This is a genomic window from Psychrobacter sp. PG1 (assembly GCF_014897815.1).
Lineage (GTDB): Bacteria > Pseudomonadota > Gammaproteobacteria > Pseudomonadales > Moraxellaceae > Psychrobacter.
The window spans coordinates 93,923-118,875 of record NZ_JABUZG010000057.1; the positions used below are offsets into that span (position 1 = coordinate 93,923).

Annotated in this window: 23 protein-coding genes; 10 read left to right on the plus strand and 13 right to left on the minus strand. The window is 42.5% G+C overall.

Going from position 1 to position 24,953, the window contains the following annotated elements; genetic code table 11:
• Nucleotides 1-31: 31 nt before the first annotated feature.
• Both ubiA and INT03_RS08445 read left to right on the plus strand, forming a co-directional pair.
• Nucleotides 32-949: a 4-hydroxybenzoate octaprenyltransferase gene (gene ubiA / locus INT03_RS08440; RefSeq protein WP_193008590.1), complete on the plus strand. Its 918-nt coding sequence runs from the start codon at nucleotides 32-34 to the stop codon at nucleotides 947-949.
• Entirely contained in the window at nucleotides 942-1,616 is a 675-nt protein-coding gene (locus INT03_RS08445; protein WP_226950188.1) for a DUF4112 domain-containing protein, read from the plus strand. Before ubiA ends, INT03_RS08445 begins: the two co-directional genes overlap by 8 nt.
• Before the next feature lie 118 nt (nucleotides 1,617-1,734).
• On the opposite strand, the gene INT03_RS08450 is transcribed toward INT03_RS08445, so the two are convergent.
• Both INT03_RS08450 and INT03_RS08455 read right to left on the minus strand, forming a co-directional pair.
• Nucleotides 1,735-2,364 (minus strand): hypothetical protein, encoded by a 630-nt coding sequence (locus tag INT03_RS08450; RefSeq protein WP_226950187.1) that lies wholly within the window; start codon nucleotides 2,362-2,364, stop codon nucleotides 1,735-1,737.
• Between the two features lie 132 nt (nucleotides 2,365-2,496).
• Nucleotides 2,497-3,129: a hypothetical protein gene (locus INT03_RS08455; protein ID WP_193008592.1), complete on the minus strand. Its 633-nt coding sequence runs from the start codon at nucleotides 3,127-3,129 to the stop codon at nucleotides 2,497-2,499.
• Between the two features lie 194 nt (nucleotides 3,130-3,323).
• Here INT03_RS08455 and yiaA point away from each other — a divergent pair, with 194 nt between their 5' ends.
• Nucleotides 3,324-3,881: an inner membrane protein YiaA gene (yiaA, locus tag INT03_RS08460; protein ID WP_055124683.1), complete on the plus strand. Its 558-nt coding sequence runs from the start codon at nucleotides 3,324-3,326 to the stop codon at nucleotides 3,879-3,881.
• Between the two features lie 17 nt (nucleotides 3,882-3,898).
• Here yiaA and mnmD read toward each other — a convergent pair whose 3' ends face one another.
• The 4 genes from mnmD to ispZ form a co-directional block, all read right to left on the minus strand.
• Nucleotides 3,899-6,064 carry a tRNA (5-methylaminomethyl-2-thiouridine)(34)-methyltransferase MnmD gene (mnmD, locus tag INT03_RS08465; RefSeq protein WP_193008593.1) on the minus strand — a complete coding sequence of 722 codons (2,166 nt, stop codon included), beginning with the start codon at nucleotides 6,062-6,064 and terminating at the stop codon, nucleotides 3,899-3,901.
• A gap of 50 nt (nucleotides 6,065-6,114) precedes the next feature.
• Entirely contained in the window at nucleotides 6,115-6,471 is a 357-nt protein-coding gene (locus INT03_RS08470; RefSeq protein ID WP_226950186.1) for a hypothetical protein, read from the minus strand.
• 62 nt (nucleotides 6,472-6,533) lie between these two features.
• Nucleotides 6,534-6,863, minus strand: a complete 330-nt coding sequence (locus INT03_RS08475) for a YciI family protein (RefSeq protein ID WP_193008595.1) — start codon at nucleotides 6,861-6,863, stop codon at nucleotides 6,534-6,536.
• A 138-nt stretch (nucleotides 6,864-7,001) separates the two neighbouring features.
• The gene (gene ispZ, locus INT03_RS08480) at nucleotides 7,002-7,553 is read right to left on the minus strand and encodes a septation protein IspZ (protein ID WP_045444273.1); all 552 of its coding nucleotides are present in this window, start codon (nucleotides 7,551-7,553) and stop codon (nucleotides 7,002-7,004) included.
• Between the two features lie 222 nt (nucleotides 7,554-7,775).
• Here ispZ and INT03_RS08485 point away from each other — a divergent pair, with 222 nt between their 5' ends.
• Both INT03_RS08485 and INT03_RS08490 read left to right on the plus strand, forming a co-directional pair.
• Nucleotides 7,776-8,657 carry a PHP domain-containing protein gene (locus tag INT03_RS08485; protein WP_193008596.1) on the plus strand — a complete coding sequence of 294 codons (882 nt, stop codon included), beginning with the start codon at nucleotides 7,776-7,778 and terminating at the stop codon, nucleotides 8,655-8,657.
• A 362-nt stretch (nucleotides 8,658-9,019) separates the two neighbouring features.
• Nucleotides 9,020-10,477 carry a sensor domain-containing diguanylate cyclase gene (locus INT03_RS08490; protein WP_193008597.1) on the plus strand — a complete coding sequence of 486 codons (1,458 nt, stop codon included), beginning with the start codon at nucleotides 9,020-9,022 and terminating at the stop codon, nucleotides 10,475-10,477.
• Nucleotides 10,478-10,509: 32 nt separating this feature from the next.
• Here INT03_RS08490 and truD read toward each other — a convergent pair whose 3' ends face one another.
• Nucleotides 10,510-11,679, minus strand: a complete 1,170-nt coding sequence (gene truD, locus INT03_RS08495) for a tRNA pseudouridine(13) synthase TruD (RefSeq protein ID WP_226950195.1) — start codon at nucleotides 11,677-11,679, stop codon at nucleotides 10,510-10,512.
• Nucleotides 11,680-12,063: 384 nt separating this feature from the next.
• Here truD and INT03_RS08500 point away from each other — a divergent pair, with 384 nt between their 5' ends.
• Entirely contained in the window at nucleotides 12,064-13,701 is a 1,638-nt protein-coding gene (locus tag INT03_RS08500) for an FAD-dependent oxidoreductase (protein WP_193008599.1), read from the plus strand.
• Between the two features lie 90 nt (nucleotides 13,702-13,791).
• A complete protein-coding gene (locus tag INT03_RS08505) occupies nucleotides 13,792-14,415 on the plus strand; it encodes a GNAT family N-acetyltransferase (RefSeq protein ID WP_193008600.1) in 624 nt (207 codons plus the stop codon).
• 44 nt (nucleotides 14,416-14,459) lie between these two features.
• On the opposite strand, the gene INT03_RS08510 is transcribed toward INT03_RS08505, so the two are convergent.
• A complete protein-coding gene (locus INT03_RS08510) occupies nucleotides 14,460-14,621 on the minus strand; it encodes a hypothetical protein (protein ID WP_226950185.1) in 162 nt (53 codons plus the stop codon).
• Nucleotides 14,622-14,868: 247 nt separating this feature from the next.
• Here INT03_RS08510 and INT03_RS08515 point away from each other — a divergent pair, with 247 nt between their 5' ends.
• Together INT03_RS08515 and INT03_RS08520 are read left to right on the plus strand one after the other, a co-directional pair.
• Nucleotides 14,869-15,237: a hypothetical protein gene (locus tag INT03_RS08515; RefSeq protein WP_045454206.1), complete on the plus strand. Its 369-nt coding sequence runs from the start codon at nucleotides 14,869-14,871 to the stop codon at nucleotides 15,235-15,237.
• An 85-nt stretch (nucleotides 15,238-15,322) separates the two neighbouring features.
• Nucleotides 15,323-15,784 carry a DUF2846 domain-containing protein gene (locus INT03_RS08520; protein WP_060491730.1) on the plus strand — a complete coding sequence of 154 codons (462 nt, stop codon included), beginning with the start codon at nucleotides 15,323-15,325 and terminating at the stop codon, nucleotides 15,782-15,784.
• Between the two features lie 79 nt (nucleotides 15,785-15,863).
• Here the strand turns inward: INT03_RS08520 and gorA are convergent, their stop codons facing one another.
• From gorA to INT03_RS08535, 3 genes are all read right to left on the minus strand, one after another.
• Nucleotides 15,864-17,219, minus strand: a complete 1,356-nt coding sequence (gene gorA / locus INT03_RS08525) for a glutathione-disulfide reductase (RefSeq protein WP_193008601.1) — start codon at nucleotides 17,217-17,219, stop codon at nucleotides 15,864-15,866.
• Between the two features lie 241 nt (nucleotides 17,220-17,460).
• A complete protein-coding gene (locus INT03_RS08530) occupies nucleotides 17,461-17,913 on the minus strand; it encodes a threonine/serine exporter family protein (protein WP_010201359.1) in 453 nt (150 codons plus the stop codon).
• A gap of 1 nt (nucleotide 17,914) precedes the next feature.
• Entirely contained in the window at nucleotides 17,915-18,703 is a 789-nt protein-coding gene (locus INT03_RS08535; RefSeq protein WP_193008602.1) for a threonine/serine ThrE exporter family protein, read from the minus strand.
• 124 nt (nucleotides 18,704-18,827) lie between these two features.
• Between INT03_RS08535 and INT03_RS08540 the strand changes: the two genes are divergently transcribed.
• Nucleotides 18,828-19,109, plus strand: a complete 282-nt coding sequence (locus INT03_RS08540) for a DUF503 domain-containing protein (RefSeq protein WP_193008603.1) — start codon at nucleotides 18,828-18,830, stop codon at nucleotides 19,107-19,109.
• Between the two features lie 234 nt (nucleotides 19,110-19,343).
• Here INT03_RS08540 and INT03_RS08545 read toward each other — a convergent pair whose 3' ends face one another.
• Both INT03_RS08545 and uvrA read right to left on the minus strand, forming a co-directional pair.
• The gene (locus tag INT03_RS08545) at nucleotides 19,344-21,506 is read right to left on the minus strand and encodes an SEC-C metal-binding domain-containing protein (RefSeq protein ID WP_193008604.1); all 2,163 of its coding nucleotides are present in this window, start codon (nucleotides 21,504-21,506) and stop codon (nucleotides 19,344-19,346) included.
• 150 nt (nucleotides 21,507-21,656) lie between these two features.
• Nucleotides 21,657-24,563, minus strand: a complete 2,907-nt coding sequence (gene uvrA, locus INT03_RS08550) for an excinuclease ABC subunit UvrA (protein ID WP_193008605.1) — start codon at nucleotides 24,561-24,563, stop codon at nucleotides 21,657-21,659.
• Nucleotides 24,564-24,953: the final 390 nt, after the last annotated feature.

A 24,953-nucleotide genomic window follows, 5' to 3' on the forward strand; every position in this document is an offset into this window, starting at 1 on the left:
AAAAACCTTCTATTAATGATAATAAAAAGCCATGACATTTAACGACAAACTACAAGCTTACCTGCAGCTGACGCGCTTTGATAAACCAGTAGGTATTGAGCTATTATTATGGCCAACGCTATGGGGCGTAATGCTGGCGGCGATGGGTCAAGCGCAACAGCAAGGTGCAAGTGCAGGTCTATCAAGTCTTAAGATGTTAGTAATTTTTGCGCTGGGCGCGATTTTTATGCGGGCGGCAGGTTGCGCGATCAATGATTTTGCCGATCGTAAGGTCGATGGTCATGTGACCCGCACCAAAGGACGTCCATTAGCTGATGGGCGTCTGTCTGCTAAAGAAGCAATCGCTGCTTTTTTAGTATTGGTATTACTCAGCGCCAGTTTGCTGTGCTTTTTGCCGATAGCCGTATTTTACTGGTCGCTTGGCGCAGTGTTATTGGCATTCATTTATCCATTTATGAAGCGTTTTACCCATTTGCCGCAGGTGTTTTTAGCAGCGGCTTTTGGTTGGGCGATACCGATGGCGTATGTGGCGATACAAGGCGCGCCTGATATATGGTGTTGGCTGTTATTTGTCGCTTATATGTGTTGGACCGTGGCTTATGATACCCAGTATGCTATGGCTGACCGTGAAGATGATTTAAAAATTGGGGTCAAATCAACGGCGATATTATTTGGTCGCTATGATGTGATTATTGTCTCGCTGCTACAAACATTGTTTTTGCTTATTATGGGCGCGGTCATTTGGCATTACTTTGCACCGACAAGCTTAGGCCTGACACCAGTATTTGGCTTGGCGTTAGTGGCGATGATGTTTGCTAAGCAAAATAGCGCTTGTGCTACTCGTAATGCAAAAGCCTGTTTTCAGGCGTTTTTAGCCAATATATGGGTAGGGCGTTACGTCTTTGCTCTCATTGCAATCGCTTGTTTATGGACGACTTTTAATGGATAACTTCAAAAAGCTCTCAAAGTCAAAAGCGAAAAAATCTTCTGATGCCAATGCACCTGTTATCGATTATCAAGCAAAGTTAGCTGAGCATGGGCTAACACGCGAACAAGTGATCGCCACCGAGCGTAAATTGGCTAAGTTTGCTAATACGATGGATTCGCTGGTACGTGTGCCTTTTACCAAACAAGGCATGGGTGCAGATGCGGCGCTTTCAACGATTCCGCTGGCAGGAGATTTAGCGGGACTGGCTTTAACCAGCTATGCTTTTGTATTAGGGCGTCAGCTGGGTGTGCCAGCGCATAAAATGACGCCTGCGGTCAGACTGGCACTCATTGATATGGTCGTTGGTATCGTACCAGGTATTGGCACGCTGCTCGATATTTTTATTCGCCCCAGTCGTAAGACTTTGGGCATCGTGCATGAGCATCTGCACAATGAATATGGCATTACTGAAACGATGCACATGGATCGGCCGTTTTTGCATCAATCGCTAGAAGATAAGCAGCGTAGCCGTTTTGGCGCTTTTTGGCACAATCCTATCATTGCATGGCTGTATTTGCACATTCCTGATCTATTGGGATTGATCGTTATTGTAGTGGTTGGTTGGGGACTGTGGGCAGTAATCAGTTGGTTGGTCAGTCTGTTTGGCAACGTAACTGGATTTGGTTAGAGAAAAGTTAATAGCATTAAAAAGGCGGCAAATATTTATGATATTTGCCGCCTTTTTAATGCTCAAGAGATTTTTTTATGTAAATTTTTAAAGGTGCTAAGCTGTATTTTTTAATCAATTACTCAGTGATGACTTCTGCTTCGGCACTGACTGCATCAAAGCTAGTGACTTTATTATTTTTAATAAAATCAATACTGCCGCCACCCGCATGACTAACCAGTTGGATACTGCCATCGCTTGATCGATAAGTTGGGTTATTGCCTTGACCTTCTGGCGCATTTAGTGTCATTTTTGGTTTGTTCGGTAGGCTAACGATAGCGTTGAGTACGCCTGCTGCTGAGGTTTCAAAAACGACCGAGAGTGATTCACCAGCCGCATTTTTATAACGGACATCAGTAATTTGCGCGCCTTTAATAGCTTGTTCTGGATTTGGTGCTGGGCCAGTATTGTCTGCTGCCGAGTCTGTTGCACCAAGGTCATTTTCTAGCTCAGTTAAGCTTACATCTTGTTCTGAGCTTACTTCAGAATTTGCGATATCATCACCATTATCAGCGGTCGTATCAACATTAATATTGCTAGTCACGGGTGTGGTTTGTACCGCTGCTTCAGAGATTGTTTCGTTATCTGTCTCAGGCTCTGGTGGTTTTTGGCAAGCACTCAATAGTGAGAGACTTAAAAAAATAGCAGAAATCGCCTGAAAATAGGGCTTTGATTTTGCAATTGTAAGAGCATCGGTTTTAATAATCATACGGCTATCCATTGGTTGTTTTTTTATTCAAATATAGTGAACGACGTAGAATTATTTATCCCTCACAGTTAAATATGACCGTCATTTGCTATTATTATTATCAATTTCTTGCTTACTATCTACAGGCATTACTTATTTCAGTTTTAGATTGTCGGCCGCCATACCGCTTTCTTTATACACGTCATCTAAGTATCGACGGCTGGCAAGTAGCTTGTCTACAACGCCACTTTGGCTTTGGATATTGAGCTTTTGAGAAAAGTCTAAAATCGAGTTTAATTGATCTAATACCATGTCATAGCTGGTATTTTGTTTGTCGGTATCAATAATGACTGTTTTGGCATAATGTTGATCGAGGCTAAGGTAGTCGCCAATCAATTCTGGAACACGTGTGGTGATGAGTTTATTGAGGGTAAATAGCTGTGATTCAGTGATTTCTTCATGATGGGTAGACTCATATTGTTGTCCAATATCATCCATCACAGATCGAAACGCCTTAGGTACTTGCTCGTCATAAAGTAGCTTGATAAAAGGATGTCGAGCTGAAAAGTTAATCATGCTGAGCCCGTTAGCTCGCTCATGATTTACCTCGTTGTTTACAGTCATATCTGCTTTAGACTGGGTAGCGACAAGATTCGCAGAAGCTAAGTATTCTTGATGCCGCTGTATAGAAGCAATCTGTGTGTGCTTAGACTTTTCTTTCATCACAAAAAATATGGGCACAATAACAATTAGGCTAAGCAAAATGAGTAAGGTAAAAAAAGACATGTCGGGACTCTGTCATAAAAAATGCTATTTATTAAAAAAAATTTTTAGATTACAATATAACATGCTTGTGTTATGTTAAGGCAAAATAGCGGTCGATAAAAGTTGTATCTCGCTACTGTTTATCTCGCTATTATGTATCTTACCACTATATATTTTACGACTAAGTGCTTGCCTATTTCTAATTAAGGAAGATGATGAATAATGACACGATTACGAAGAGTCAGCTAGCCGCTTATAAACCAACTACTGCTTACGTCGGGACTTCTTGGGCGGTGATGTTGGTGGGTGTCCTAGCGTATTTACTTGGCTTATGGAATGCACAGAGTATGTTATTAAATGAAAAAGGCTATTATATAGCGGTGCTGGCGCTAGGTCTTTATTCAGCAATTAGCTTGCAAAAAACCCTGCGTGATCGTAGTGAAGGTATTCCAACAACCAATATGTATTATCTAATCAGCTGGGCGGCTCTTGGATTATCCATTGCGCTAATCGCTATTGGTTTGATGAATGCGGGAAGTTTAAGCTTAAGTGAAAAGGGCTTTTATATGATGGCATTTACCATGAGTTTATTTGCTGCAGTGACCATTCAAAAAAACACCCGTGACGAAGCACAGATTCGCACTTTAACTGCACCAATGATTACGACTGATACTCAAAGTAGTACTAAAATTGGTCATCAAGAGTCCCGAGACTCTGACACTGGAAAATCACTTTTTGGCGCGGTTAAATCTAGAATGGAAGGCAGTGATTAAACCTTTGACTAAAAATCTCAAGTAAGCGGTGTTTGTAAACGCGTACGATTTGGCGACAGGCGCGCAAGCATCGCTATTGATAAGGGGGCAAATGCTCCTAACATCATATCTGTTAGCGCTTCAGCACATATTGGTGCAATGGCATACCCCTTAGCTCCCATGGCACTCATGACCCAAGTTCGTTTACTATCTGCTAGCGCTCCAACGATAGGATGGTAATCAGGCGTTTGCGTGCGAATCCCCACCCGTCCTTGCCACAAACTAATATCTGTTGGAATAATCGAGTCCATCTCAGGAATGGCAGTCACTAGTTTGTCGCGGCTAATCTGATGCTCTTCTGTGCGGATATCTATGTCAGTATCATTACGTATAAAGCTTGCGCCTAATAAAAACTGAGAGTGCTGTTCTATAACATCGTTCAATTGTGCATCGCCTGTTTGCGCGGTAAATAATGCACAGTAGCCACTATATTTAAGCGGTATTTTGGGCAATATGGTGAGCTGTTCGGTTGTGGGTGTAAACCAAGAAAGCTGACCACGAATTTTACGACAATCAAAAATACGCTTGTCCAGTTGATGACTCTCAAAAGCTGCGCAAATGACCACGTTATCAGCGCTAATGGATATCGTCTGCTTATCCTGATTATTGCCTTCGATACAAACACTTTCTTTTGTTTCGCTAATACTCTTAACGTCTACTTGCTGAAAGTGGATGAGCGGATGCATTAGGATAGTATCTTTTAATGCTTGTGGATTGACCAAGCCAGACTGAGGTAAATATAGATTCTCTGATAAATCTTGTGTTTTTAACCCGCTGATAGTTTGCGCCTGCTCATGGGATAGTGTGGTGGCCATCTCATCGGGATAATCAGCAATTTGCTCTGTGCCAATATTGGCTTTCATAAGTAGATCAAGAGCGCCCGTTGGTTCAAGTATTGGCACTAATCCTGATTTTTTAGCGTCTACATTTAAACATCGATATAGTCTGCTGCTATAGAGATAGCCTATGGTATGCAAATGTTCATCGACATGATGAATGGGCGTCATCTTGGGGGCAAGTAGGGCGCGAGGGTTGCCTGATGCGCCTGCCAAAGGTGCTGATTTATCTAGCAAAGTCACTCGAATACCACGATTGGCCAATGACCAAGCCGTTAATAGCCCTGAAACGCCAGCGCCAATGACAATGCTATGGGCGGGCAGGTTGTCAGTGGGTTTGGCAGATTGGCTATCGTTTTCGGGCGCGGCGATGCTAGCATTATTGTAAAAGGTGATGTCTTTACTATTTATGTCTTTACTATTGTTGCCATTATTATTGTCAGTTAAATTTATGGCATCCAGCATGATCGCCGTTAGCATTTCGTTCTTACGACCAAAGCCTTTCACTTTTTTAATCTGAAAGCCACAATCTTGCAGCGCACGTTTGACGATACCGGCACAGCTATAGGTGGCGGCAGTTGTATTGGGTCGTGATAAACGCTGTATTTGTGCAAAAATACTATCCGCCCACAAGGTACTATTGCAAGAGGGCGCAAAACCATCTAAAAACCAAGCGTCAAGATAAGGTGCATGCGAGCTAGAAGAGTTATTTGCCAGTTTGGCTAAGCTCTCAGCAGCGTCACCCAACCATATATCAAAAGTCAAATTATCATCAAAGAAACTCAAACGATGACAGCCCGCGATAAGAGGCGGATAGGCCGCTAATAATAGCTCAATCAGTGTTGTCAATTCAGGCGCGCGCTGTCCCCATAAGGCAAGTATTTGGGTAAGGTCGGTAAGGGGTATCGGGAACTTTTCAGTACTAATAAAATGCAGTTTTGCAGTTGCTAATTGAGGGTGTATGTCTCGCAGCTGTCGCCATAGTTGCCACGTAGCGAGAAAATTCAGTCCAGTCCCAAAGCCCAATTCAGCAATCGTAAAGCATTGATTTGGTGCAAGATTGGTCAGTCGTTCAGGCAATTGATTGTGTGTCAAAAACACATGACGCGATTCCGCTAAACCATCAGCATTTGAGAAGTAAACATCACCAAACTCACCCGATACAGGCACTTCATTACCCGTATCATCCATCTGCCAATCAATCTTGGCAGGGGTGATATTTGATGAGTGAATGCTTAGTAACTGAGTGTTTTTAGAGGGTGTCGACGATGTATCAGTATCTTTTGATTCGAACATGGATTTAGACATAGACAGTCACATAAGATAAATCAATAAAAAGCGCGTGGTACTACTAGTAGTTACCAGCGTTCACGGCGGACAAACACCAGCCAAGAAACAAAAATACCGACTAGCAAGCTAATTAACACAGTAAATGCACCGTATAAAAAAAGCTGGCCTTTGCTCTCGTAGACCAAAACATTTACTTGAGTTTGCAAGTCATTCAACTCGCGCTGCAACTGTGCATTACGGCTTAATAGCTGCTGATTGGCATCGGATAACGCCTTATCAGATGGTTGTAATTGCGCCGCCAATGTATCGCTGATATTCATCACTGAGTTTTTTGTTGGTTGAGCTGGCACGGGTGTCGTGAGTGTTGGATCAGCCACATCGATAGCTGTCACCGTCGGCGCAGCCTGTACTGAAACAGTAGCCATAAAAATCATACTAACAATGCTACGCTGATAAGAGCGACTTTTTAACAAAGATAGGCACTGAATCACGATTTTGCTACTTTAGCTGATGCGCTGTCATCCGCTTTTGGCAATGTATGGATAAAGGGTTTGATATCTACGTGACTGTACACGCCATCACGTAAGTAAGGCTCATCGTTTGCCCATGATTGCGCTGCTGCTGCAGAGTCAAAGTCAGCAATAATTAAGCTGCCTGACATCTCACCTTTGCCATGCTCGATGGGTGTTGGACCAGCGATAATCAGTCGATTGTCATGATCTAAAGCTTGCAAGCGTTCGACATGTTCAGCGCGGGTAATCTGACGTTGTGCACTGCTATTGGCCACGTCATGACCAATAATGGCAAATAAGGACATGAGACTTCCTCGATTAATAAAACTTATGATTGATTTAAAGTGTTTTGCTTAATGCGTCCGAGCTAATTGCGATTAATGATTATCGCTATTGGCATTTAGAAATAGCATTGGCTTTATTATAAAATGATAAATTGAGTATTATTTGACGGTTTTATCCGTTAGCGCAGGGTTGAGGTGCTTTTTTAATACGGCAAACTGGGCGATGACGAACACCAACATAATCGGAATCCAGCCATAAGTTTTAAAGTTAATCCATGCCTCATCTGACATCGTAAACGCTGTGATATAATGCAGTATGCCCATAAAGGCGAAGAATAGTGCCCAAGCGAGAGTGAGTTTTTTCCAGCCACTCATCGTCAGCAAAAAAACATCTTTCATCGCCAGTTGCATCAGTGGCTTATTAATCGCAGCACTGACCAAAAGTGTTAGTGCAAAGATACCGTTGATAATAGGTGATTTCCAACGCAGATAGATATCATCACGCAATAATAAAGTACCACCACAAAATAAAATGGTTAATAGTAAGACAACCCATTGCTGTTTATCAAACGTGCCTTTTTGGCGAATAAAATGAATGGCATAAACGATGATGGTGGCGATGAGCAACGCACCTGCCCCCGCTAGGATACCACTGTAGCGAGCAGCAATAAAAAAGGCAATTAAGGGAATAAAGTCTAATAAAGCTTTCATAGCAAAGGGGATATCCGACAAAAACGTATGGGGTAGTTTACACGTCTACTGCGCCAAAAAAAAGCAATCAACACGATAATCATGCTATATCACGGGCCTGCGTAGCAATACCTGATGATTATGACTCATAATCATGACAACTGCCAAATATAACGGCTTATTGCCAATGTGCTCATTTTTTTATTTTCTACACTTTTAATTTTTAATGCTAAGGCTTCTCTTATGAAATTCGATTTACATTGTCACAGCACTTGCTCTGATGGTACTTATGCACCAACGGAAGTAGTGCAGCGCGCCCATGCGGCCGGCGTCAATGTATTGGCATTGACCGATCACGATACGCTGGCAGGAATTGATGAGGCGCGTGCGGCTGCCATTGCCTGCGATATGCAGCTGATTAATGGGGTCGAGATAAGCTGTGAGCATACACTTATTGGTGGTTATGGCAAAAATAAATCAACCAATAAAATCATCCATGTGCTGGGGCTAGATTTTACCGATCGCGAAAAAATGCATGCAACGCTGCAACAATTACAGGATAGCCGTGCCACGCGTGGTCAACGAATCACTGAAAAGCTCAGTGTGCTATTAGATATTAACTATGACGAGCTGTGGCAAGCCGTACTTGATAAAGCAGGCGGCAATCCACAAGCGGTCGGGCGCGCGCATATTGGTCAAGTATTGTTTGAGCGCGGTGAAGTCAAGACGGTACAAAAAGCCTTTGATAAGTATTTAGCAGACAATAAGCCTGCTTATGTGGCGATTGATGCACTGAGCATGGCTGACGGTATTGAGCTGATTCAGGCTTGTGGTGGCAAGGCGGTGTTGGCGCATCCCACACGTTATCAGCTTTCAGCAACACGAGTCCGTAAACTGATTGAAGAGTTTGCTGGTCTTGGTGGCGATGCTTGTGAGCTGCCGTCGAATAGCGAACCGGTTAGTACTCGCAGAATGGTCGATCGCAGTATCGCTGCTCACAATCTTGTCGCCTCGATCGGTAGTGACTTTCATGGTAGCAATATGCCGTGGCGTCGTTTGGGTGATGTACCGACAATGAACCCTGATCAGCAGGGAGTTTGGCAGTCTTTTGCAATGTTTTCTTAGCCGAAAATTTATTGCTGAATACAGTTTTGAATGTTAACTCAGCTGAAATATCAATTGACAGGTTATCCAAAAACCATGCGTCATATATTGACGCATGAAGGCACTAAATAGATTGATAACTGCGACAGAAATTGCCACACTAGATAAGTGGGATTTATTTTTAAAAATGAAATTGTCGGGGTTAACTCCCATTTAGTTTACAAAATGTAGTACCGACACTCGCATTCTTATCTACTTAAGTTTTTGGGAATGGTATAAGGTAAAAAGTCATATCATTTATTATTATTGATTCAGGCTTTTGATTTTTATTTAATGGTTTTAATGTCGACTTAATAACTTTCAATATTTGCGGTAGCCCTACTATGGCTGTATCGATATCTCATCTAGGCTACACCAAGCTATCTCAAGCAATTTTTGAGTGGCAAGCTGCTGATAAAACGTCATTACTGGCTTTATTTATGGTGATGGAGGTATCTTTACACTGGCTATGGTGTTTGTTTGTTTGGTGGCGCCGCGATGTTTATGACACCTATGTCGATATAGCCCTGTTGTATCCACTATGGTTCGGCGTGACACTGGTAGCTTTGTTTTTATTATGGATGACCAGTCGTTTTTCACCTGTCAAAAAAGCCAATAGCAATTTGTATAAATGGCAAGGCATACTAATTACGGTTTATAGTGCCTATATTGCAATGGTTATTTTAGTTTTAGGACATAGTAGCTTGGTCGCGGGCGTCTCTTTAGTCGGCGGTGCGATACTGGGGATGATGCTTATACGTCGGCGCTATGTATGGAGAGCGTTTTTAGGGCACGCAGCCGTCATTCTGGCAGTCACATTTATTCCTTATCTTGGCGTTACTTTACCCAATCTGCGTCAAATGACGCTCACGGTCATTCCTCTTGATACCTATTATAGTTATATCAATTATAGTGAAATTACGACAATCGAAAACGCCATCTCTGCCTCTATTTTTCAAAATGGCACGCTAAATTGGGACAGTGTTGATCAATTGCGCCGATCTTCCGCTTTTTTTTGGCGTTCTACACATATTTATATGGCGCTACCAAAAGCTATTTTTATTATCTATATGTTTCGTACTTTGTTACTAATATTAGATGACAGTAAAAAGGAAATTCTGCAGCATGCCAATCAAGATGAGCTAACCCAACTCAAAAGTCGCCGTTACGGGATGATGCAAATGAAGCAGGTGCTGAAGTCAGTAGAAGACCATCAAGATATCAGCGTTATTTTATTGGATTTGGATTGGTTTAAAGAGGTCAATGACAGTTACGGTCATGAGATCGGGGATCGAGTATTGGTGGAGGTCGCGCAGACGCTCTTGCAGTCTTTAACTGATGAAACAATCGTGAGTCGCTATGGCGGTGAGGAGTTTTTGATTGTATTGCCAGATACGAAGCACGACACAGCTATGATAATAGCTGAACAATTACGGCGCGTTATCGCCAAACACGTCATCATTCTCGATGACGATACAGCCTTTAGTGTGACTGCCAGCTTGGGGCTATATACACTGACCCATGGTGAGCGTAATTGTATAAAACAAGCCTGCGAAACTCTGAATAAAAAGGATGCCTCGCAGTCGCTTGCTAAACCGCAGAGAATCCCCTCGTATAGTAGCAAACGCGTGAATCGTAAAATTCCCGCAGTGCAGCTACCTCATGATATTTGCCAGCGTTTAATTTGTATGGCAGATAAGGCTTTGTATGAAGCCAAAGGCCGTGGCCGTGATCAAGTGGTGAGTGCCAACGAGATGTTGGCAGCAAAAAATAATAATATTGAAGCGCTTTATGGCACATAGCTGGCTGCCATAGTCGAAGGGTCAACTACGTTTTAGTGTATTAATTGTTTTACTAAGCTTGCCAAGACACTGGTGGCAAAGCTACCTGTCGTTAACGTAAAGCTCAGCACCAATGTCTGTTCATTATCTTTATCCTGCCATTCCCAAGACAGCGCTTCAATAGGTAGGCGCAGCGCGCGTCGCTGTGCTTTTACATCGCGCTGCTCTAAGCCATTGGCTAAGCGAGCCAGTAGCGGATTTTGCTGAATCACATTTTTCTCAGTACTTGCCGCCATGCCGCTGACTTTATCATTATCCTTGCCCCATAATGCAGCAGTGGGATGGATATCACCCGTCTCAAGGCGTTCACGCAACGTGTCGTCTATGGCTTCGCTAGTAAATATTGACCCTGAACCCTCTAAGTTAAACACTTCGCCTGCCAGCCCAGTATTCCAGCTGCCATCACGTACACGTAACGCCAATATCTCATTGAAAATTAAGCTACGTGCGGCAGACAGCTCCATTGTATTCTGCTCACGTGGCGCGTGCTTGCGTTTGCTCTTTTTGGGTTGTGGTCGACTTTGCTGTAGTGGGCGGGCAAACAGCGATAATGCTTCTCTAATATTATTGCCATTACGTCCAAAACGCTGAGGGCCGAAATAATTGGGCACGCCATTTATAGCGATGCTTGCTAAATGCTGCTCGACATCTTGCTTCGCCGACAATAATTGCTCAGGTGCTGGCAATGCTGTATCAAAATCAGCAAATTGGATATCACGCAAGGTGATGATAAATTGATTGGCGCGATGCGTGCCGCGATTGAGCTTTTTGTTGTGCCATTTCTGGTCGATGATCGTGACCGATTCATCGGCTCCGATATCGACTGGTGCAAACTCAGCAGCAGGCAGTTGTTTTTTTGGGATTCGCAAGCTAAACCACTGGGTTGTCAATGCATGGCGATCCTTAAGACCTGAATAACCAACATCGCGCAGAGGAATCTCTGCCCACTCTGATAGAAGTTTGGCAAGATAAGCGGTATTCATCCCTGATTTTTGGATATGCAGCCATAAATGCTCACCTTCACCGATGAATTCGAGCGGCAATAGCTCATTAACGATAAAGTCTGTTGCGTAGGCTTTATAGGTTGCTTGCTGTACAGGTGGTTGAAGAGGCTGCGGTAACTGCGCAGTATCCGTCGCTACGGTAATATCGATACTTGCCATATCAAACTGCTCATTATTAAACGACCCATTAGCAGGTAACTCGTTATCAGGTTGAGTACTTTCAAGAGCGGATTGAGGGCTAGCATTAATATCGGTCATGTCATCACGAGAAGTCATAAAGTCGTCTTTTATGTTGAGGATAAGATTTAAAAAGAATAGGTAAGCATAGGGATTAACAGTTAACGATTACGTTTTGCAACGCAGGAAACATACAAAAAAACAGCGTGTGCGAAAGTGTCTTGCTACTATCAATGGATAGCGTTTTAAAAAAGCATTTAAATAAACGTATCGAGAATGGTGTTTTTCGTTGAAACTGGCTGATGTGATAGGGTTACTTTCAACACGTTTGATTCAGGGCACCATTATAACTGTTAAGGAAGACTTATGACCAATGCAGCGATTCACACAGTGACTATTAATAAGGCTGATATCGCCAGTGGCGACATGAAATCTTACAAGCAAGATGATGATAGTATCATTTTAATCACCCGTGATGACAATACCTTTCATGCCTTTGATGGTAAATGTCCTCATGCAGGTGCAGATTTGGGTACAGGACTACGTTGTGGCAACCGCATCGTCTGTCCTTGGCATCACGCCACTTTTGATAGTACAGATGGATCGCTTTTGGAGCCAATAGCGACCCACGGACTGACTCAGTATGAGCTGATAGATGCTGGTGATAGCCTGACGGTCAATACCGCAGTGACGCTTAATAAAGTCGTTGAAAATAATAAACTCAGTGATACGCATACCCTTATCGTCGGTGGTGGCGGTGCAGGATTTATGACGGCACATCAGTTGCGTAACAGTGGCTACGGTGGACAGATTACCTTGATTACTAAAGAGCACAGTGCGCCTTATAATAGACCGCTGTTATCTAAAGCATTTTTAGCGGGCAATATGCCTGAAGAAAAGCTCTTACTAGGCGGTACAGATTGGGCGAGCAAACACGATATTAATTTGCGCCTAAATCAAACCGTCAGCGAAATATTACCCAATGAACGTACGATTATTATCAAAGATGAAAATGGTCATAGCGACACACAAACCGCTGATTTCTTAGTGGTCGCAACAGGTGCTGAGCCAAAGATACCGCCTTTTAAAGGGGCTGAGCTTGATGGCGTTTATACGCTGCGTAGTATGGATGATGCCAAATTGATAAAAGCGGCCAGTCATGACCAGCGTGTGGTTATTATCGGTACTGGCTTTATCGGTATGGAGGTCGCTTCCGCATTGGCACAAGCAGGCACGACGGCTTCTATTACCGTCATCGGACAAGATCATCGGGTAATGGGAAATATCGTCTCTGAAACCGTTAGTAATGCGCTGATCAAGCTGCATAAAGAAAAAGGCATTCAGTTTGTTATTGATGCCAGCGTGACCGAAATCGTTGAGGTCGAAAAAGTGGATGAGAATAGCGGCAGTAATTTTTCTCAAGTTGGTGCTATTAAATTAGCAAATGGTGAGCAGGTCGATGCAGACATCGTCATTTTAGGGACTGGCGTAGCACCACGTATAGAGCTGTTCGAAGAAGTAAACGCGCCAGATGGCGTGCAAGTGGATGAGCATTTGCAGCTGCGTGAGGGTGTTTATGCCTTGGGTGATATTGCAAAAGCTTCTGGGCAAATGGGGCGCATGCGCATCGAACATTGGCGCGTGGCCTTGCAACATGGCTTAGTGACCGCGGCTGCTATATTAAATGATGATAATGTTGACTCGCTAGAGGCGCGCATTCCATTCTTTTGGACCATGCAGTATGGCAAAAGCCTACGCTATAGTGGTCATGCCGAAACACCTGATCATAATATCTTGTTTGGTTCGCCAGATACATTAGATTATATCGAATACTACTTTGATGATGATGGGGAAGACACACGTGCTAGTGCGGCTAGCACTTTAGGGCGTGATAAAGAATTGGTTGCCTTTTCTGAACTGCTCCGCCGTGGTCATGCGCCAACGCGTGCACAGCTTAAGGCAGGATTTAATATTATCGACCAAGCACAGGCGTTATCGCCCTAGTACTCAAGATGGATACATATTACTATTAAGGCTGACCTATCGATTTGGGTCAGTTTTTTTAATACAAACAAGGAAAGGAAAAATTATAATATGAATAAAAAACATTTAGATAAAAATTACTTGGATAGAGAGTCTGTATTTTTGCGACAAGCGCAAGCCGATGATATTAGTGCACTTGAGCAATTATTAAATCGCTGTTATCGCGAGACCGCAGGTTGGACCAATGAGGCGGATTTAATTGGTGGTATTCGAACCACGTCAGCCGAGCTCGCTGCCGTGATTAATGACCCTAATCACTATTACTTTGTCTATCCAAAAACGACAACGGGCGACCGTGATGGAGAGGAAACGGGTGAGATACTCGGTTGTATCGCTGTCGATATCAAAACCGATGCTGACTCAAATAACAAAGCCTACATCGGTATGTTTGCGGTAGATCCAGAGTTGCAGGGGTATGGCGTTGGTAATGTGGTTTTGCAAGCGGCAGAAACCTTTGCTACTCGTCATCTACAGTCAGATGGGCAAGCAGCAGATAGAAAAACTGTACGTTTGACCATGTCTATTTTAAGCCATCGTCCTGAGCTGCTGGCTTACTATCAGCGCCGAGGTTATGAGCTAAATGGTAATAAAATGCCATTTCCAAATGACGGCAATAATGGCGAGCCAAAGCGTGAAGATTTAGAGTTATTAGAATTAGAAAAAGTTGTTAGCTAATCAATTGGTTTAGTAAAAAGACACTGAAGTCTATTAAATCTCACTTAACCCCAAAAATGATCAAAGGTCATAAACAGCCCAACACTTAGCAAGATAAATGCCACGATAATTAAGCGCTTGAACCAGTTAAAAGCGGGCAAGCGCGTGGCATTGTCATCAGACATCAGATAAGCAAACAAAAACAACAAACTTGCTGCCAAGGTCATAATTCCCAGACCAATCGGTAATATAAAAAAGTACACCTGCCACACAGTTATCTCGCAACGGTTTTGAATACCACATCATAGCAGTATCGTGAATGCACTGTCAGTATACACCGCACGTTAATTCCTTCATCTCATTAGATTATTAAAGCTATTCATCATAAATCCAAACTTGTACTCTAAAATTAAGTTGGGTATTTAGAAGTAATTCTGTATAGTGAAGTAACATTATATATACATTGAGATTGAGATGACTAATCTGAAAAAACTGGCAGTCATAGCATTACTAACACCGCTATTTGTCGCATGCTCTAATGCACCTTCTGAAAGCACAGTTGAAGCGTTAATCGAGGCACAATACGAGCAAGCCAATAGTATGATGGACGATGCGATGGCGAATGCAGGTAATGATGAGATGGCAAAGGCGATGAGCGGCATGATGGAGGGTATGATGCCAAAGCTTGAACGCGTCGAAAATATCAACTGTGATACTGTCGAGGGTGACAATACTTATATGTGTACTGCTGATATCACTCAGACAATCGCGGGAGAGAGCCGCACTAACAAGACCAATTTCAAGGTTTATCAAGTGAACGATGAATGGGTATTAGGCAATTAAAGCAGAGCTATGTTTTTTTAAAGTTACTCATAATAAAATCATCAGAAATTTCAAGTCACATTTACTTTATTCTTAGAGAAATAAAATGCTAAAAAAAATCGCTTTTCTAACGATTACATCAATACTATTTGCCGGTTGTGCTTCTGTACCCACTGAAAATATCGAAGTATCTAGCGTACTCAAGCAAGTGAAAGCACCTAGTGCCAACAATGCTGGTCTATATATTTATCGTAGCAATAGTGTGGTGGGTGGAGCTCTAAAGAAAGATGTGTGGGTAGATGATGAATGTATTGGTGAAACTGCACGAGGCACTTTTTTCTATCATGAAGTGCTGGGCAATATGCAGCACAAAGTTTCTACCGAATCTGAATTTTCTCCTAACGATTTAATGATTGATACTACAGCGGGTAATAACTACTTTGTAAAACAATATATTAAGCCAGGTTTAATTGTTGGTGGTGCGGGTGTTAAACTGGTACCTGAAAGTGAAGGCAGGGAAGCAATCGCTGACCTCAAACTCGGCATAAAAGGGACTTGTAGCAAGTAGTGCAAGTCATTATCTATAAGGAAAGGCTACCTCATTAGGGGTAGCCTTTCTACTAATTTAGCCCAGTCTTTCTATCAAACTAGCGCATTGTCACAAACTCTTCTGAGCCAGTTGGATGAATGGCAACCGTATTGTCAAAGTCCGCTTTAGTCGCGCCCATTTTGATGGCGACGGCAAAGCCCTGAGTCATCTCATCAACACCAAAGCCAAGACCGTGTAGACCAATGACTTTTTCCTCATCACCCAAGCACACCAGTTTCATCATACACTTCTGACGATGCTGGGTCACCGCGCTATACATCGAGGTAAATGTTGAGTTATAGCATTTGATATTTTCTTTGCCATAGCGCTCAACCGCGTCGATTTCAGACAAGCCAATCGTACCAATAGCAGGATGGGTAAAGATCACCGTCGGTATCAACGTATAGTCCAAATGCTCATTAGGTTTGTTGTTAAACAAGCGCTCTGAAAGACGACGACCTGCTGCAATCGCCACGGGTGTTAAATCCACACTGTTTTCGATAATATCGCCGACCGCATAGATGTTCTTAACATTGGTGTTCTGGAATTTATCGACTTTGATTTTGCCAATTTCGTTCGTTTCCACACCCGTCACTTGCAGGTTGATATTGTCTGTCGATGGCGCACGACCAATCGCCCAAATCAAGCAATCTGTCGTGTCTAGACTGCCATTTTCGGTACACAAAGTCAGGCTGCCATCTTCGTTTTTATTGACTTCCGTGAGCGTAGTATTGGTATGCAATTGAATACCGTCTTGCTCCATCTCTATGAGCAATGCCTCTACCACACTGTGATCAAATGAGCGCAGCGGCGAGTGCTGGCGTACATACAAATGCACCTCTGCGCCCAAACTGTTTAACACACCTGCGATTTCAACAGCGATATATCCTGCTCCCACAATTGCCACGCGTTTTGGCAAATGATTCAACGCAAAAAAGCCGTCAGAGTCGATGCCGTATTCTGCGCCCTTGATATCTGGCTGAATCGGGTGACCGCCTGTGGCAATCAAAATATGGTCAGCGGTAATCAGTTCGCCATTCACTTCTACAGTATTGATATCGACAAATTTGGCAAAGCCTTTGATCACTTCAACGCCATTTTTGGCCAAATTATTATCATAAGAGCGATGAATGTTTTCGATATATTGTTGACGGCTCTGCACCAGTTTTTGAAAGTCAAAACCTTTAACATCCACATCAAAGCCATAGTCTGGCGCATATTTATGAATAGCCTCGGCAATTTGTGCGCCATACCACATTACTTTCTTAGGTACACAGCCCAAATTCACACAAGTGCCGCCCAACTGGTTAGCTTCGATAATGGCGCATTTTTTGCCATAGCTCGCCGCACGGTTGATTGAAGCAATGCCACCGCTACCGCCGCCAATGGCGATATAGTCATAATGTTTTGTCATGGTTAAGTCTCTTTATTCAGGACGTATTGATGCGTATTGGTGCAATTTTGCCGTCTATTATTTTTTAATTCTGTTGTTTTGAACTCTATTGTAATGGGTATCATTATTAATCTTACAAGGTTTTGCTTATGAGGATGTATCAGCTAGCATCAGAATATAAAAGCATTTAGGCAAAAATAGCCTGACATCTAATAATGCTATCTAAACCCATTTAAACCTAACTGGACTCATCTAAACTTACTTAAACAATGGCACGTCGTCTATAAAATAACAGTCCCGGAATGGATAAGCCAAGCACCAATCCTGAGGTGACAAACAACGCTTCAAACAAATACACCATCATTTGGCTAAATAACTCGTCTGAAAAACCAAAATAACCAATCTGTACCATACTGACCATCGCCTTATACGCGGCGATACCGGGCATCATACAAATGACACTAGGCGAGATAAGTGCTTTGGGTGGTAAGGTATATTTCTTAGAAAAATACACGCCCAAAAAGCTGGCAAGCATTGCCCCAAAAAAGCTGGCAACCACGAGATGTACATGCTGATAAACGAGAGCAGTCTTTAATCCGAAGCCAAAAGCAGTCATCAGCAAACAAGGCAAAATATAGCGTTTGGGTACGCTAAACATCAGCGTCCAACCAAGGGTAATAATACATGAAAGCACCACAGTCTCAATGAACCACATCTCAAAACCCCCAATGCTGTATGCGTAGTAAAACCAGCGCCATCACGATACCAACGCAAGCGGACAAGGTCAGCATATAGGTAAACACCGCACGCCCAACACCAATATTGACATAGCCTTTTAAGATATCTGAGAACGAATTAATCAAAGGAAAGCTAGGCACCAGTAGCAAGACGCTAGAGGCAACCGCAATATCGGCATTATTACCAATATCAAAATAATAGGTCGTCGCTCCAATTAAAGAAGCAATAAAAGCGGTCACAATGACGGTGATAAAGGGATTAAAGTGATGCTTGGACAGATAAATACGAGTCAGCATCGCCACCATACCTGCGATAAATGTCACGGCGGTAATAGACCAGCTGCCGCCATTCAGATACGCAAACGCTGCGCAAGACGCACCAACAAATATGCCCACCAGCCATGTTGGGTATACGGTCTTATCCAACTCATCAAAGGCAAGGGTAGTGCGGTCAATCAAATCGGTACTGTCTACGGTGGCTTCGGTTTTATTGATAATTTGCTGGATTTGTACCAATAAATTGACATTGATGCTTTGATTGATCGTGTCTCTGGTGGTGGTGATACAGCGCTCGTCACAGATGGTCGTCAGGGTGATGGCATTAAAGTTCAGCGAACATTCGACGCTGTTCATCCCCAAAGCAAGCCCCAAGCGTTTGGATAAGTCCACGACTACGGCAGACTCAGCGCCATACTGCATAAGGAGTAAGCCGCAGCGTACGCATAGTCGAGTGATGCGTTGCTGCTTGACGTAGCTGATAGAGGTCATGGGTGAGATACGCAAATTGGTTGGCGGTTGATACGCTATTATAAAGGGTATGCATGCTGACGCGCAGCCATTATTGAATATTATATTGGATGCTATTATAAACTTTTTTGGTAAGGAGCATAAAATGCACATCGCTATTTTGACACTGACGTTTTCATTGCCCGGATGCGGCTCATTAAAAGAAAAGCGCCAACGTATGGGCGGCTTGCACGCACGCTTTGGTGATACACCAAGCGTCGCGGTCTGTGAGAGTGGCGAGCGAGATCGGCATGACGCTAGCGAGTGGACGTTTGTGATGGTTGGGCTGTCTAAACGTGAAGTCGAGTCGCAGTGTAGCCAAATTGAGGAGAAGATAGAGAGTACGGTAGATGCACGGGTAATGAATGTTGAGAGGGAGTTTGTTTAATTAGAGCGCTTTTATTACTGGGAGCCAATCCCGCTTTTCGCTCATATCTGGTCGGCCACTAGAGCGGTGACTAATAGCCAGTAGCGTTCCTGTTGTCTCGATATTGCTCCTAGCTAAGTTACCGCAATCTAGTGGTTAACCAAGGATAACCGCTACAATTTGGGGGTAAAATACGTCTCAAGGTGACTAGGGTATAGACATGATGCAGGGAGCTGATGATCAAGGCTGAATCAATTACAAACAACACTTCTTATATTTTTTTCCACTACCGCAAGAGCACTTTTCGTTTCTCCCTGTTTTTTTAGGCATAATTTTCGTTTTAGGATTGAAAGTTGATAGAGGTTTTGCCATGTGGGAAGTGGCTCGCTCCATTTCTTGCGAATACTCCCAAGGGAAGTCGAGCTTCATACCAAATCTAATATTTTTAGTATCAGGGTCAATACAGATAGCATGCCATTTTTTAGACTTTGTATAATATTTTCTTCTTCTAGCGTGATCTTCTAATTTTTCTTTAGCAATATTATAGTCATTGTAGTTGCAGTGAATTGTTAATCCTTCACCATTGCCATGTTCAAATCCAATTGTAAAATCATGATTTTTACCATCTACTAAGCTTTTACTGCAAATTAATTCAATAACTTCATTGATCTGTTGAATTGATTGTTCATTGATTGTTAGTAGTAAGAATCCAAAGTCTACTGTACTTGGATTATTCATTCTTTCAACATCAGAAAGATATTTTCCAACTATAGTGCCCTGATGTTTTGTAAGTATTCCTTTTGGATTCTGTATAGAGTTCAGACCATCTCTTCTAGTTAGCATTGACATATCTAATTCAGCATTAAAATCGTCTCCTATATGCATGTAATCTATACCGTCAACCCATAAATTATGTATCAGATGGTATGCAAGAATGGTCATTTCATGCGTAGCCATAACGCTGTCTGTATAGTTTGTTCTTCTGTTCAGATAACTCAGAAAATATAAGGGCGTATGGAGCATTTCAGCAAAAACATCTAGAAAGAAAACATCCATAATAAAAGGAGCTTTAATGATGTCAGTTTTTCTAGATTTTAAGAATTGCTTAGCTTGAAAAAATAAAGCAGGGTAGTGGTCTGATACAATACATACTGGATATACTTCTTGAAATTCGATATTTGAAATATCTATGCTCTGACCATCTTTATCTTCAAGCTTATAGTTTTTACTTACTAAAAGTTCAGAGCATAAATAGGCTTGGTCATACGCATCTTGAACAGCTTTCTTAAAGTCGTTTTTTATAGCTGAGTCATTACCTTTTCTAGATTCTAGAGTAAGTTTCTTAGATTTAGCTTGCAGTACAATAGCTCTGTTTGCAAATAACACTAAAACATCTATTTCTCCAGCAATTACGCCTTTTTTTTCAAGAATATTGACACCTTGAAAAACTCTATTATTCCCAAAAACACTTTTTAACCTACTTACGGAAAAATCTTCCGTAAAGTTGCCTCGGTTCGTCATTGCAGTACTACGGTAAGACTTATCATCCCAGAACCAAAAGAAGGGAGACTCATATAATGCTTCTAATAAACTATAATTTTGAAAAAGAAGATATCCACTCTCATCTAGCTTTATTATTGGGAAAGCATTTTTTGGGTTGAAATCATCAAGCCTTTTGAATTCATAATTATCAATCGATACAAAAGACTCAATTACCTTTTTTATTAAAGGTTTAGATAAGGGTGTGGATAGCTCGGTTTCTATCTCATCTATTGTGAAAGTATATGCTTCTAAAACTGTCCATTCGTCAGGATTTTTTTGCAAAACCTTAGATAATATACTGTTAACCTTTTTAAGTTGTAAAGAGCTAATAGATTTAATAACAATGAATAATTCATCTAGTGAATAGCCTTTATTTCTTATTATCCAATCTTCATCATTTTTGTATTTTAACTTCGATAAATCTCTGTATTGGAAGTGATAGGCTGACTCGCCTCCATAAAATATAGGTTCTCTTAAGAAAGTACCTTTATTAAGGGGGTTATAGCTTTTATCTGGTTGTTTATCAGCGTCTAATTTAAACATATCTGAAACATCAGGCATCATTGAATGATGGAGTTCTAAAAGCAAAGCTTCTGTTTTCTCTATGTACTCCTGCATTTTAGCAGGAGTTGGTAATTCTACGTTTGACTTAATTGTACATGCAAGACCAATTAGTGTAGATATTTCAATGCGTAATAGTCTATCCATACCATACTGTTCTAAAAAGTCCTCCTTCTGTATTTCCTCGCCAGATCGTACAGTATTATCTCTAAAACAAAAGTATGCAATAGTATGTAAATATCCATCAGACTGGCACAATGATTCCAGATCGTTAAAAACCTCTGCTTCTATTCTCTTTCCTTCTTTACTAAACATTGCTATTCCTTACATTTATCGATTATTGCAAAGCTAACATAGTAGATTACTTCACCGCTACTACTTTTTGTCTAGAATTCTAAGTACTTTCTTCTAACCAAAAAAAAGCCACCCTATAAAGAGTGGCCTTTTATCAATCATTCACTTGTATTAGCTGACTTCTTTCATGCCTTGCTCTAGCATCGGCTTTAAGAATATACCCGTGTATGACTCTTTGACTTCGGCCACTTGTTCAGGCGTACCTTCTGCGATGATCATACCGCCACCTTTACCGCCTTCAGGGCCCAAATCAATTACCCAATCTGCGGTTTTGATGACATCTAAGTTATGTTCGATGACGACGATGGTATTACCTTTATCACGTAGGGTATGTAGGATATTGAGCAGCTTATCGATATCATGGAAATGCAAACCAGTGGTTGGCTCATCCAAGATATAGAGCGTCTGTCCGGTATCACGTTTGGCAAGCTCACGAGCCAGTTTAACACGCTGCGCCTCACCGCCTGATAACGTTGGCGCAGATTGACCCAAACGAATATAACTTAGGCCAACATCCATCAATGCTTGCAGACGACGATAAATCGCTGGAATGGCTGAGAAGAATTCAGTGGCATCTTCTACAGTCATATCTAGGACATCGGCAATATTTTTACCTTTATAGTGAATCTCTAAGGTCTCGCGGTTATAGCGCTTACCTTCACAGGTATCACACGGCACATACATATCAGGTAAGAAATGCATCTCAACTTTGATAAGGCCATCACCTTGGCACATCTCACAGCGTCCGCCTTTTACGTTGAAGCTAAAGCGACCCGGCTTATAACCACGAGCACGCGCTTCTTGTGTCTGGGCAAACATCTCACGCACAGGGGTAAACACACCGGTATAAGTCGCTGGGTTTGAGCGCGGAGTACGACCAATCGGGCTTTGATCGATATCGACCATTTTGTCCAAATGCTCAAGACCACTGATGCTGTCATGCTTATCCGCGATGAGCGTCGAGGCATTATTCAACTGAGTCGCTGCCAATGGCATTAAGGTACGGTTAATCAGGGTAGATTTACCAGAGCCAGAAACGCCCGTAATACAAGTCATAATACCGATTGGTATCGTCAAATCAACATCGTGTAAGTTATTGCCGGATGCACCTTTGAGCTCAATCGTCATCGGAACTTTTTGAGCTTTGGCCTTACCTGTGATTTCAACATCCATCGTCTTGGCTTTATGACGAATGCTTGGAATCTCGATTCTCTTCTTACCAGACATATATTGTCCAGTCAGCGATTCTTTGTTTGCCATGATGTCATCGACCGTACCTTGAGCGATAATATGACCGCCATGTACACCTGCACCGATACCGATATCGATGACGTGATCTGCTTGGCGAATGGCATCTTCATCATGTTCAACGACCAGCACAGTATTCCCTAAATCACGCAAGCGCGTTAGGGTTTTTAGCAGACGATCATTATCGCGCTGATGTAGACCAATCGATGGCTCATCAAGCACATACATCACGCCCATTAGTCCTGCGCCAATTTGGCTGGCAAGGCGAATACGCTGCGCTTCACCGCCTGATAGGGTTTCAGCAGAGCGGGCAAGCGATAGATAATCAAGCCCAACGCTGACGAGGAAGTTTAAGCGCTCATTAATCTCTTTAAAGATTTTTTCCGCGACTTCACCTTTATGACCGCTAATTTTAATAGTCTTATAATATTCAGCCGCATCACCGATAGACAACTTCACGATTTGAGCGATGGTTTGGTCATCAACGCGGACATTGCGTGAAATCTCATTGAGGCGTGCACCATCACAGACGTTACAAGTGGTATCCGCTAAATATTTAGCCAGCTCATCACGGACAAGGTTACTTTGAGTTTTGGCATAACGGCGCTCTAAATAAGGCAGCACCCCTTCAAATGGTACGGTTTTATTGGTTTTACGACCGCGCTCATCGGTAAAGTTAAAGGTCAGCTTCTCTTTACCAGAGCCTTGCATGATGAGGTCTTGCTGCACTTTGGTCAGATCTTGCCACGGCGCATCCATATCAATTTTGAAGTGATTGCAGACGGTAGAGAGCAAACCAAAGTAGTAGGCATGACGTTTATCCCAACCATTAATCGCCCCTTGATTGAGCGATTTTTCATGATGAGTAATCAGTTTTTCAGCCGCGAAGTATTGACGTTTACCAAGACCGTCACAGCTTGGGCATGCGCCGTATGGATTATTAAAACTGAACATACGCGGTTCAAGCTCAGGTACGGCACGATCACAGACAGGGCATGAGTGCTTGGCTGACATGACTTGATTGTCATCGCCGCCTTCTTTTGGATTGCCATCCATAAAGTGTAGCGTCACCAGCCCTTGACCCAAACGCAGAGCGGTTTCTAAGCTTTCAGCGACGCGATTGCCTAAGTCATCACGAACTTTAAAGCGGTCAACCACCACTTCGATGGTATGTTTTTTCTTTTTATCGAGTGTCGGTAGCTCATCGGTGTCGTAGACATCACCATCGACGCGCACACGTACAAAGCCTTGACCAATTAATTGCTCAAGCAACACCGTATGCTCACCTTTACGCTCACGAATCACTGGAGCTAAGATCATGATTTTGGTGTCATCTGGTAACGCCATAACCTGATCAACCATTTCGGTCACTGACTGCGCCACCATTGGTTCACCATGCTCTGGGCAAAAGGGCGTACCAATGCGCGCATAGAGCAGACGCAAATAGTCATAAATCTCAGTAATCGTCCCGACGGTAGAGCGCGGGTTATGGTTGGTTGATTTTTGCTCGATAGCAATCGCTGGCGACAAGCCTTCGATACTATCGACGTCAGGTTTCTCCATTTGTGAGAGGAATTGACGTGCATAGGCCGATAAGCTTTCGACATAACGACGTTGCCCTTCGGCATACAGCGTATCGAATGCCAATGACGATTTACCAGAGCCTGATAAACCCGTAATTACTACGAACTTGTCGCGTGGAATGTCTAAATCGATATTTTTTAGATTATGAGTGCGTGCGCCGCGAACCTTAATATACTCGTGTGCCATCGGTGTTAGGTTTCCTATTTGCTAAAAGGGGATTGAAAATATCTCAAATTAAAAGCTAAATACAGATCAATAGAATGGTTGGTTAAAAACGTGAATATTTCGTAAGTTTATAATATGGTTATAAATAATATTTTTATAAAGTGTTCATACGTTGATGAAGTGAGAGCTATAGATGCCTAATTTACTGTTTTAATTTTTATTGCTGAGCGGTATGCTACTTGGCGTTCATTTTGCTGTTTTCTTATTCTACAGCCTTTGAGGCGATTGGTTTTCGTATGACTAAGCAAATCTAAATCAAATCAATGTTAAGTAGTAGTCACCTTTTGTCATGGTTTTGACCAAAATGTCATTTTATAGAGGAGTTTGTCATCTAAGCGATCGCTCTAGCTG